9 protein-coding genes are annotated in these 11,818 nt (G+C 34.9%); all 9 read right to left on the bottom strand.

Annotation, left to right across the window (positions count from 1 at the left end):
- Window positions 1-81: 81 nt before the first annotated feature.
- Entirely contained in the window at window positions 82-642 is a 561-nt protein-coding gene (locus F5ESL0225_RS04640; RefSeq protein ID WP_122021838.1) for a GNAT family N-acetyltransferase, read from the bottom strand.
- A 168-nt stretch (window positions 643-810) separates the two neighbouring features.
- Window positions 811-1,338, bottom strand: coding sequence for an adenine phosphoribosyltransferase (locus F5ESL0225_RS04645; RefSeq protein ID WP_090092169.1), 528 nt, complete (start codon window positions 1,336-1,338; stop codon window positions 811-813).
- A 93-nt stretch (window positions 1,339-1,431) separates the two neighbouring features.
- A complete protein-coding gene (gene recJ, locus F5ESL0225_RS04650; RefSeq protein WP_122047987.1) occupies window positions 1,432-3,717 on the bottom strand; it encodes a single-stranded-DNA-specific exonuclease RecJ in 2,286 nt (761 codons plus the stop codon).
- A 123-nt stretch (window positions 3,718-3,840) separates the two neighbouring features.
- Entirely contained in the window at window positions 3,841-5,679 is a 1,839-nt protein-coding gene (gene lepA / locus F5ESL0225_RS04655; protein ID WP_122021839.1) for a translation elongation factor 4, read from the bottom strand.
- A gap of 350 nt (window positions 5,680-6,029) precedes the next feature.
- Complete coding sequence (gene dnaJ, locus F5ESL0225_RS04660; RefSeq protein ID WP_122021840.1) at window positions 6,030-7,169, bottom strand: molecular chaperone DnaJ; 1,140 nt, start codon at window positions 7,167-7,169, stop codon at window positions 6,030-6,032.
- Between the two features lie 78 nt (window positions 7,170-7,247).
- Complete coding sequence (gene dnaK / locus F5ESL0225_RS04665) at window positions 7,248-9,086, bottom strand: molecular chaperone DnaK (RefSeq protein ID WP_090092174.1); 1,839 nt, start codon at window positions 9,084-9,086, stop codon at window positions 7,248-7,250.
- Between the two features lie 19 nt (window positions 9,087-9,105).
- Complete coding sequence (grpE, locus tag F5ESL0225_RS04670; protein ID WP_122021841.1) at window positions 9,106-9,684, bottom strand: nucleotide exchange factor GrpE; 579 nt, start codon at window positions 9,682-9,684, stop codon at window positions 9,106-9,108.
- Window positions 9,685-9,696: 12 nt separating this feature from the next.
- Window positions 9,697-10,746, bottom strand: a complete 1,050-nt coding sequence (hrcA, locus tag F5ESL0225_RS04675) for a heat-inducible transcriptional repressor HrcA (protein ID WP_122024718.1) — start codon at window positions 10,744-10,746, stop codon at window positions 9,697-9,699.
- Window positions 10,747-10,872: 126 nt separating this feature from the next.
- Window positions 10,873-11,805: a riboflavin biosynthesis protein RibF gene (gene ribF, locus F5ESL0225_RS04680; RefSeq protein WP_122021843.1), complete on the bottom strand. Its 933-nt coding sequence runs from the start codon at window positions 11,803-11,805 to the stop codon at window positions 10,873-10,875.
- Window positions 11,806-11,818 lie beyond the last annotated feature (13 nt).

Raw genomic sequence — 11,818 nt, forward strand, 5'->3', positions numbered from 1 at the left:
GTTTATTTAAATATACTACAAAACTAGCTAAAAAAACAACAATAAATTAAAAAAGATTCCCAAAGTTAACGGAACCTTTTATTAATTATTGCTCTTTAATTCATACACATAAGATGTTTCATTTGATCTATATACACCATGCAAAGTACCTACTCGAGTAAAGCCCATCTTATTAATTAAATGTTGCATTGCCTTATTATCTTCGTGAGTATCAATGCGAATTGAATCAATATCTGTTCTATTATCGAGAATATAATTAATAACAGAACTTAATAATTCTGTTGCATAGCCCTTCCCTGCATAATTTGAATGGATTGCTACTCGATGAATGACTACATATTTACCAGTATTACATAACCACTGACCAACTAACTTATCGTAAGCATGATCAGGAGCGTTTACAATAGAAATTGCCCCAATTGTTTCATTATCTGCTGAAGAAGCTAGGTATGCTGAACCATGTTCAATATCCTCTTTAATTTGAGCTTTAGAAGGATAATCTCCTTGCCATTGATCAACTCCTCTTTCAGCTAACTGGTTAGCGCCATCTTTCAAAATCGTCATAATTTGGTCAAAATCAGCCATGGTTGCTTTTCTTAATTTCAAATTATTTATGCTCCTTTTTTTGAGATACCGTACCATTATAAATACTTGAACACTATTTGTAAAAAGATTTCGTTCTAAAATTAAAAAAAGTTTGCGATGATTACGTTCTGTTTAAGAAAATTAAGTTGATCCCTACTTTTAAATACCAGAGTCCTATAAATAAAAGGCTTGATACACTTGTGCATCAAGCCTTTTTTATTGTTCTTAAGCTCCATGATACTGAACAAGAGAAAAGACATCTAAGCCTGGCAACTTCTCTTTACCCTTTAAATCAGGTAGTTCAATATAAAAAGCAGCTCCTACTAGTTCGCCACCTAGTTCTTCAACAAGTTCCTTACATGCTCTTAAAGTTCCAGCCGTAGCAAGCAAATCATCACAGATGACTACTCGTTGTCCGGGTTTAATTGCATCTTTATGCATTTCCAAAATATTGGAACCATATTCTAAATCATAGGATGCGCGCTCAACTTCACGTGGTAGTTTCTGTGGCTTCCTGGCGGGAACAAAACCTAAGCCCAATTCAGTTGCTACTGGACAGCCAACAATAAAACCGCGTGCCTCAGGGCCTACAATTACATCAGCCGCTCTACTTTTAGCGTATTCCGCCAATTGGTGAGTAGCTTCTCGAAATAACTTCCCATCTTGCAAGATGGGTGTAATGTCGCGGAAAGTAATTCCTTTATTCGGGAAATCCTTGACACTTGCAATATGATCTTCAAAAACGTTTGCCATAAGAAGAAAAAAACCTCCAAATTCAATTGCTTGCTACAGCTTCTTTGACTTATCTATTCTACCAGACTTTTATCTTAAAAGCATTAAATGCTATTAATTATTGTTCTTTAATTGCTGATTAACATACATTAGCAACTTTTCACTTGGCATTTGTCGTAATTGTTGAATAAAATTAAGCTGTGATTGAATAGCACAAAAATACTTTGAAGCAGTCAAGGCTTTTTTTTCTGGATTTTTAATACCCCAAATTTTATTTTGCTTAATTGTAATAAATTTTAATTCATAAAAAACACGCATAATAAATAGTATATTCTGATAATCAATACCTAAAAATGGTGCCACCTGTCGATATTCATTAATTTCTAATCCTGGATGCTGGTATACATATTTAAGAAGCACTTCAAAATATTTCTTTGCCGGCATTAATTTAATTGGTAATTGATCTAGCAGAAAGCGTAAATAAAGCTGTTTATAATTTTTAGTCAAGGCTTGATCCAATTCAGCCTGATTATGAGGTGTATCAAGAAAGACCACAACTTCACGATCACTGTCATTATCATATTCATCAATTAGGGTGATTTTTTTAGAATCAATATCAAAACTATTATTTGCCACTTCTAAGTTTTGTTTGTCAAATAAAAGATAGCGATCAGCAAAGCCCATTACATGCTTTTCTTGACGCAAATCAATTACTGGAGTTGAAAACAAAAATTTAGGTGCTGAAAAAACAATTCCTTCGATTATTCCCTGTAATTTAACTTGATTACGATAATTATTTTCACCAAGTTGGATAAACAATTGGTTTATATATGGTAATAAACCTTTAGTTATGTATTTTTTATTAAAGCCCACTACCTCTAATTTATTATTTTTTTGGCTTAATGTTAATTTAATATGGTTCTTATCCTTACCCATAAAAAAGCAACTGCTGATTTCTAAATTAGAAATACTGAAAATTGGCTTTACATTGTCAGTTCCATAGGGTCCAACTTGATTAATTTGGTGCATAATATCAAGAGAAAGATGCGTAAATGGTAATTCAAAATCATAATACTTAACTATTGTACTTTCATGAATATCGTAACTAGCTTCAAATTCGGTTCTAAGGGTAGCAATTTTGCTTTCTTCCATTGATAGCCCACAAGCAAAGTCATGACCACCAAATTTAAGAAATAAATTTTGTTTTAAGCTATCTAACGCATTAAAAATATTAAAATTTGCAACTGAACGTCCTGAACCTTTGATAATTCCTGCTTTATTTTTAGTTAAAATAATTGTTGGTTTATGTAACTCTTCGGCAATTTTATTAGCTACCAGTCCTAAGACACCTTCGTGAAAGTCAGCTGAATAGATAACAAGTGTTTTTCTTGATTGCCAATTATTTACTTTTACTTGCTGTAAGCATGCCTTATATACTTTAGCTGTTAAATCTTTACGCTGTTCATTAAGGTTTTCAATCTTATCGGCTATTTTTTGCGCTTCAGCTTCACTTTCACACAACAATAGTTCAACTGCCAAACTAGCATTATCGAGTCTTCCCACTGCATTTAATCTGGGAGTAATATTAAAGCCAACATCATTCTCATCAATTTGACCACTTTGCAATCCTGAATTTTTAATTAGTGCCTTCAGCCCAGGTCTATCGGTTTGATTTAGTACTTCTAAACCACGTTTGACAACAATGTGCCCCTCACCTGAAATTTTCACCATGTCGCCAATTGTGCCAATCATCGCAAGCTCTAATAATTCAGGCATCGGATCTTGCATCAATTCACGACAAATTGTATAAGCAACTCCCGCGCCACAATAATCATCAAACGGATATTTTTGTCCCGGATAGTTGCAGTGCACTAGGGCATAACAATCGGGTACATTTTCTTGCATTTTGTGATGATCCGTAATTATTGTATCAACACCCTTGTGCTTGGCATAAGCTACTTCTTCTACTCCAGTAATACCATTGTCAACGGTAATAATTAAATTAGTCCCATTAGCAACTATTTTCTTATATGCCGCTAAATTGGGCCCATAACCATCTTCAAAACGATTAGGAATAAAATAGTGCACATCAGCCCCTAAAATTTCCAGTGTTTCCATCATAATAGCAGTAGCTGTTATTCCATCTGCATCATAATCGCCATAAATAGTTATTTTTTCATTATCCTCAATAGCTAAATTAATACGTGCGACTGCTTTAGCCATATCATGCATTAAATTAGGATCAGCTAAATCTTCTTCGGTAGCATTTAACCAATATTCTAATTTCTCTGCTGTATTTAGATTGCGCAATGCAAACAATTTTGCAGCAATGGGTTTTAGCTGATATTTTTCAACTAATTCAGGAGCTAATTCTTTACTAGTGCGCTCTTTCCACTTTATCATTTACTTAATTATGCCTTCTCTAAAATAGTAAAATTCCAAAGTTAAATATTGCGATGCTGGAACTTAAAAATTGTCACAGTACCATATTAAATCTTTGGAATTAAAATATCTTGTTAAAATTTATTTTGAGTTTAAATCATCGTCATTCATTCTTAGAACTGCCATAAACGCATCTTGGGGAACTTCAACTTGTCCAACAGCCTTCATTCTCTTTTTACCACGTTTTTGTTTTTCAAGTAACTTTGCCCGACGATCAGGGTCACCTGTATGAATTTTCCAAGTAACATCTTTACGATACGGCTTAATTGTTGCTCGCGAAATTATTTTTGCTCCAATTGCTCCTTGAATATCAACTTCAAAGTTTTGCCTTGGAATCAGCTTCTTTAGCATTGAAGTCATTTGTCTTGCTCTATTTTGTGATTCATCGCGATGAGCAATAAAACTCAAGGCATCGATAACTTGTTTATTTAGCAAAATATCAATCTTGACTAAATCGGTTGCACGATAGCCAGTAATTTCGTAGTCTAGTGACGCGTATCCTTTAGTAGACGATTTTAAATCATCAAAGAAATCATAGATTATTTCGGCTAAAGGCATATTATAAATTACATTAACCCGGTATTTATCTAAATAATCCATTGTAACAAATTCACCGCGTTTACGTTGACAAAGTTCCATTACCGGACCTACAAAGTCATTTGGTACCATTACTTCTGCTTTAACATAAGGTTCTTGAACTTCACGATATTCTCCAGCTGAAGGCAAATCAGATGGATTGTCAATCACTTTTGTAGAGCCATCGTTCATAATTGCATGATAATCGACTGAAGGGGCTGTCATAATTAGATCTAAATTAAATTCTTGCTCTAATCTTTCTTGAACCACATCCATATGCAATAGACCTAAAAAGCCACAACGAAAACCAAATCCTAATGCAGTAGAAGTTTCTGGTTCAAATTCCAGTGCAGCATCATTTAATTGTAATTTTTGAAGTGCCTCTTTCAAATCGTCATATTTTGAGTTATCAACTGGATACATACCCGAATAAACCATTGGTGGGATTTGACGATAGCCAGGAAGTGGTTCAGCTGTCGCATTTTCGCTTGAAGTAATTGTATCTCCCACCCCAGTTTCACGAACTGACTTAATATTAGCTGTTAGATAGCCAACATCTCCAGCAATTAAAAGATCTTTTTTCACGGGATGCGGACTAGAAACACCAACCTCAGTTACTTCATACTCTTTTCCCGTGTTCATGATTTTAATATGGTCACCAGGTTTAACCATTCCATCTTCGACTCTAATTGATAAGACGACCCCACGATAGTCGTCATATTTTGAATCAAAAATCAAAGCCTTAAGTGGTGCCTCTAAATCACCATCCGGAGCAGGAATATCTTGTACAATTCTTTCTAATAAATCACCAATACCTTGCCCAGTTTTACCTGAAACTTCAGCCGCATTAGACGCATCTAATCCTAACATCTCGGTAATCTCTTCTTTTGCTTGCTCGGGATTTGCTGACGGCAAATCAATTTTATTAATGACTGGCAAAATCTCTAAATCATCATCAATGGCTAAATATGTATTGGCTAAGGTTTGTGCCTGTACACCTTGAGAAGCATCAACGACCAAAAGCGCTCCTTCACAAGCAGCTAGTGACCTTGAAACTTCATAAGAAAAATCAACATGGCCTGGTGTATCAATAAGATGAAAAATATAATCTTCACCATTTTGAGCATGATATTTAATTTCAACTGAGTTCATTTTAATTGTAATTCCTCGTTGACGCTCAAGTGGCATATCATCTAACATTTGATTCTTTAACTGCCGCTCTGAAACCGTATCGGTTAACTCCAAAATTCGATCAGCAATCGTTGATTTACCATGATCAATATGAGCAACAATTGAAAAGTTGCGAATATGTTTTTTATAATCTTCTAATTTTGTTAGATCCATAAATCATTTGCATCCTTTTGTTTTTTCTGTCATTGACCAATCAACGTTTTAATGCTGATTGATGCAATTTTTATTTCTTAATTACTTTCAGATTAATAATTATTTACTATATTATTGTGAAGACTACTTTCTTCTTTCTGTGTAAGACAATTATACCATACCCCCATATTGAAAAAATAACTGCACGTTAGACCTATGTTTCAGAATAAAGTCTTAACATTAACTTTTAAGTAATTATTACTACTAAAATCAATTAAATTAATTATCTAGCAAACATTTTTAAATGCTATGATTTTCATTGACAGTTTAGCAGAATAAAAAAACGCAATAACTAAATTGCGTTTTCTTAATTATTGCAGTTTTTCTTTTAATCTTTCAAAGAAACCTTTTTCTTGTGGGTTAATGGATCCCCCGCCAGCCTTAACAAAGTCAACCAAGGCTGCTCTTTGTTTTTCGTTAAGAGTTTTAGGAATTTGTACTTCAACTGTCGTTATCTGGTCACCACATGCATTACCACGTAAATATGGAACTCCCTCACCTCTTAATGTGAATTTTTTATTAGGCTGGGTACCAGCAGGAATTTTTAATTTTTGCTCCCCATGAACAGTTTTAACTGTAATTTCATCCCCAAGAGTAGCCTGAGCAAATGAAATTGGCACCGTTGTATAAATTGTATTCCCTTCTCGTTTAAAGTCCTTGGACTGTTTTATTCGATATGAAATATACAAATCACCATAAGGCCCACCGTTTTTACCAGCTTCCCCTTGACCTTCATAGCGTAACTGCTGACCATTGTCAATTCCGGCTGGAATATTAACTTCTATAGTGTTTTTACCATCTACAACACCATTTCCATGACACGTACCACAAGGATGTTCAATAATAATCCCTCGTCCATTACATTTGTCACAAACTGTTTGCCGTCGAATCATCCCAATCATCGATTTCTGTGTAACCGTCATATAACCTGTTCCATTACATTTGTCACAAGTAATTGGATGGGTACCCTTTTCAGCACCACTTCCCTTACATGTCCCACAAATTTCACTACGAGTATATGAAACTTGCGTTTTTTTACCAGTAATAGAATCCATGAAATCAATAGTTAGGGTATAGTCTAAATCTTCGCCGCGTGTTGGTGCAGTCGGATCTGCTCGTCGCTGTCCACTAGAAGCGCCACCAAAGAAATCGTTAAAAATATCACCAAAATCACCGAAACCACTAAAGTCACCGTAGCCTTGACCTGCACCACCAAAGCCAGCTTGGCCATTCACACCAGCTGCACCAAATTGATCGTACTGACTCTTCTTTTGTGGGTCATGAAGAACTTCATAAGCTTCATTTATTTTTTTGTATTTTTCCTCTGCACCTGGTTCATGATTGATATCAGGATGGTATTTCTTAGCTAATTTACGATAAGCAGAATTAATTTCTTTATCACTGGCATTTCGATCAACACCTAGCACACTATAATAATCTTCTTGTGCCATCTAAAAGCTCCTTACTTTCCAAAAGAAAAGAACTACTTTCATGGCAGTTCTTTTCTAATTTATTCAATTATAAACCCATTACTTGTCAGGGTCTACTTTATGAAATTCGCCATCGCTAGCTGAACCATCACCTGCATTGCCATTTTGACCATCAGCTTCAGCACCAGGTTGTCCTTGAGCTCCACCATTAGCTTGGTATAACTTAACCGCTAAGTCTTGAGCAACTTTTGATAGTGCATCTTTCTTAGTCTTCATTTCTTCCAAGTTATTGTCCTTTTGTGCCTGCTTCAATTCATCAAGCGCATCTTGAACCTTCTTAATGTCGTCTTCAGAAACTTTATCCTTAACTTCACCCAAAGTCTTTTCAGTTGAGAAAATTAATTGGTCAACTTCATTGCGTAAGTCAACTTCTTCTTTCTTCTTTTTATCTTCTTCGGCATGCTCTTCAGCTTCTTTTTGCATCTTTTGAATTTCTTCATCGGATAAACCAGATGAACTCTTAATGGTAATCTTTTGTTCTTTACCTGTACCCATATCTTTAGCCGAAACGTTTACAATTCCATTCTTATCGATATCAAAGGTTACTTGAATTTGTGGAACACCACGAGGTGCGGCAGGAATATCAGTCAGTTCAAAACGACCCAAGGTCTTATCATCAGCAGCCATTGGACGTTCACCTTGCAAAACGTGGACATCAACAGCAGGTTGATTATCAGCAGCAGTTGAAAAGATTTGACTCTTAGACGTTGGAATTGTGGTATTCTTTTCAATTAATTTAGTGAAGACACCACCCATGGTTTCAATACCAAGTGAAAGTGGAGTAACATCGAGTAAAACGACATCCTTAACATCACCTGAAATAACACCACCTTGAATAGCAGCACCTAAGGCAACAGCTTCATCAGGATTGATTGAGTGGTCAGGTTCTTTTCCAGACCACTTCTTAACTGCTTCTTGAACCGCTGGAATTCTAGTCGATCCACCATTTAAAATAACCTTATCAATATCATTAACAGTTAAGTCTGCATCTTTTAGTGCATTATCAAATGGAATCTTAGTTCGATCAACAAGATCAGCCGTTAATTCATCAAACTTAGCACGAGTCAAATCAGCTTCTAAGTGTAATGGACCGGCTTCACCAGCAGAAATAAATGGAAGTGAAATGTGAGTTGAAGATACGCCAGATAGATCTTTCTTAGCTTTTTCAGCAGCATCTTTTAATCTCTGTAGTGCCATCTTATCAGTTGATAAGTCCACACCATTTTCATCTTTAAAGCCTTTAACAAGCCAGTCAATGATCTTATTATCAAAGTCATCACCACCAAGACGTGTATCACCATTAGTGGATAATACCTGAAAGACACCATCACCTAGTTGCAAAACAGAAACATCGAAAGTTCCACCACCAAGGTCATATACTAAAACTTTTTCATCTTCAGCATCTTTATCCAAACCATAAGCAAGTGATGAAGCAGTTGGTTCGTTAATAATCCGTTTTACTTCTAAACCAGCAATTTTACCAGCATCTTTAGTAGCTTGACGTTGAGCATCATTAAAGTAAGCTGGAACCGTAATAACTGCTTCAGTAACCTTCTCACCTAAATAGTCTTCTGAAAATTTCTTAATATATTGTAAAATCATTGCAGAAATTTCTTGTGGTGTATAGGCCTTATCCCCAATTTTGACTTTATAACCAGCCTCACCAATGTGACGCTTAATTGAAGAAATAGTATTAGGATTAGTAATTGCTTGCCGTTTAGCTACTTCACCAACTTGAATTTCACCATCCTTAAAGGCAACTACTGAAGGAGTAGTTCTGTTACCTTCTGGATTAGTAATAATTTTTGGTTCCTTACCTTCAAGAACTGCAACTGCAGAGTTAGTTGTTCCAAGATCAATACCGATAACTTTTGACATTAATAAAACTTCCTTTCAATTATTGTGCAACAACAACCATTGCTGGTCTTAATGTGCGATCCTTATATAAATAACCCTTTTGTAAAACCTGAACGATATAATTCTTCTGCTCATTATTTTCAGCAGCAACCGTTTGAACTGCCTGATGTAAGTTTGGATCAAATTCTACACCTTCAGCATCGATTTCACTAATTCCATGATCTTTCATCGCCTTAATTAAGGAGTCAAGAGTCATTTGAACACCCTTTTTAAGCTGCTTTGAAGCTTCATCATCTACTTCAATTGCTAAAGCTCTTTCTAAATTATCCATTGCCGGTAAAATGTCTTTAGCTAAAGACTGAGATTCATACTTAATCAATTGTGCACGTTCATTATTATAACGATTTTGCATATTTTGCATTTCTGCTTGACTACGTAAATATTTATCTTCTAAATCTTTATTTTGTTCCTGCACCCTAGTTAACTCTGATTTGATTTTATCTTTTTCAGATTCAGATGCTTGTTGATCATCTACTTGAGCTTCAAAATCTTTCGTTTCATCCGTTGCCGGTTGATTTTCTATAAAATCTTTTTCATTAGTCTGTTTTTCTTTACTCACAGTTAACCTCCTTTATTTAAATCTGCCATAATATTCCAGTAGCTTTTTAGCTAATTCATTTCTAAAATATTCTAGTAGGCCAATCACTTGCGAATACGGCATATTATTAGGACCAAGTAAAGCAATAATACCTTTACCATATGACCCTACACTGTACTCTGCAGTAAGAAGACTATAATCCTTCAATAAATCATTAGATAATTCCGAACCTAAACTAACTCTTATGGGTGAGTGACTATCACTTGAGTTCATTACATTAGTCATTAAATTCGAAACTAAATCTTCATGACCCAGTAATTCATAGAGCGATTTCAAACTTGAAGCATCGCTTAGTGAACTGTTATTTAAAAGATTTAGCTGCCCGTCAACATACATTTGCTCACTAGTAGCCTCTTTAACCACATCTTCAACCAATTCAATTAATTCAGTGATATGATGAAGACCAAATTTTTCACTTAAATCTTGACTCAATGAACTCGGGTTTATTTCGTTTAAAGTCTTACCTACCAATTCATTGTTTAGCATTCGCACAGCTTTTTCAACTTCATCGCCACCAATATTATAGGGTAAACGATAAACTTGACTGTGAACATTCCCATCACTGGTAACCAAAATAGCCATAACTTGCCTATTCACTAATGGAACAATTCGAAAACCAGTAATAGTTAAAGAATTACTCTCTGGTCCTTCAGCAAAAGCAGTATAATTAGTCAAATCAGATAAAATTTTGGCCGCCTCTTGAACAATTTCATTAACTTGATGAAATGGCTGGCTAAATTGTAGCATAATTCTATCATATACTGATGCTGGCAAACGTAATGGCTCAACTAAATTATCTAAATAGTACCGATAGCCATCAGTTGATGGTAAACGGCCACTAGATAAATGAGTTTTTTCAATTAAGCCCTTGTCTTCTAAAAGAGCCATTTCATTACGAATAGTTGCACTGGAAACTTTAATTGGCAGTTGGTTCATTACAGTTTTTGAACCGACAGGATCATGTGTCTGTGTAAAATTATTAATAATTGTTTTTAAAATTAATTCTTGACGTTCGGTCAACATAAATATCGCCCTCACTTTTAGCACTCTTATTTGCTTTGTGCTAACAATTATTATGATACTAGTATTTAGCAGAATGTCAAGCTGAGTGCTAATTATTTTGAAATAAATTTTTGCAACAATTTTAACTTATCTGTACTGCTCAAAATAGTCTGTAATCTTTAATTTATCCTGTTTCATTTGCTCTTTTAGTTGATTTAAATTAGCAAACTTTATTTCTCCGCGTGTATACTTATACCACTTAATTATTATCTTTTGGTCATAAGCCTCTTCACTAAAACCAAATAAGTTAGATTCAATATATATTTTTTGGGCACTGTTAATTGTTACATTATAGCCTACACTAGTCATTGATTCATACCACTTACCATTAATCATTGTCCTCGTAGCATAAACGCCAACTTTAGGAATCACCTTATTCTCATCCCAAACTAAATTAGCAGTTGGAAAGCCCAACTTGTGACCATTACGCAGTCCGTGCCCAATATAACCGGACATGACATAAGGTGTGCCAAGTAAGTCTTTAACTAAGTCCATTTTTCCATTTTTAATAGCTCTTTTAATCTCTGTTGAGCCAATTTTTTGGTCATTGTATGTTTGTTCCGGAACTGTAATAATCTCAAATCTGTTTTGCGCAAATTTAGGTAAATTCTGCATATTGGCAATATTTTTAGGTCCATAGGTATAATCAAAACCAGCAACAACAGTCTCAGTATTAAGTTTAACAATAATATTATCTACAAATTCTTGAGCACTTACTTTGCTAAATTGCTCATTAAAATGCATCACCAACAAATAATCTACTCCAAGCTGCCGCATTTTATATATCTTTTCATCTAGGGTATCAATATAACTCACTACTTGGTTTTGATAGACCTCCTTAGGATGCCGATCAAATGTCATTAGCACTAAGGGTAAGCCCTTACTATTGGCAGTGTTCTTTGCGACCTTTATTAACTGCTGATGTCCACGATGAACACCATCAAAAAAGCCGAGAGCCAATACAATTTTACCCGGGACAATATTCTTTTTAACTGGATAAGATAAATGAATAATTTGCACTGTTGAACCTTCA

Origin of the sequence: Lactobacillus sp. ESL0225 (assembly GCF_003692905.1) — a bacterium.
Taxonomy (GTDB): Bacteria; Bacillota; Bacilli; order Lactobacillales; family Lactobacillaceae; genus Lactobacillus; species Lactobacillus bombicola.

Excerpts from the sequence above, each read along its gene's own strand:
- F5ESL0225_RS04640 (WP_122021838.1), bottom strand. The coding sequence starts at position 642 with ATGGTACGGTATCTCAAAAAAAGGAGCATAAATAATTTGAAATTAAGA.
- F5ESL0225_RS04645 (WP_090092169.1), bottom strand. The coding sequence starts at position 1,338 with ATGGCAAACGTTTTTGAAGATCATATTGCAAGTGTCAAGGATTTCCCG.
- lepA (WP_122021839.1), bottom strand. The coding sequence starts at position 5,679 with ATGGATCTAACAAAATTAGAAGATTATAAAAAACATATTCGCAACTTT.
- dnaJ (WP_122021840.1), bottom strand. The coding sequence starts at position 7,169 with ATGGCACAAGAAGATTATTATAGTGTGCTAGGTGTTGATCGAAATGCC.
- dnaK (WP_090092174.1), bottom strand. The coding sequence starts at position 9,086 with ATGTCAAAAGTTATCGGTATTGATCTTGGAACAACTAACTCTGCAGTT.
- hrcA (WP_122024718.1), bottom strand. The coding sequence starts at position 10,746 with ATGTTGACCGAACGTCAAGAATTAATTTTAAAAACAATTATTAATAAT.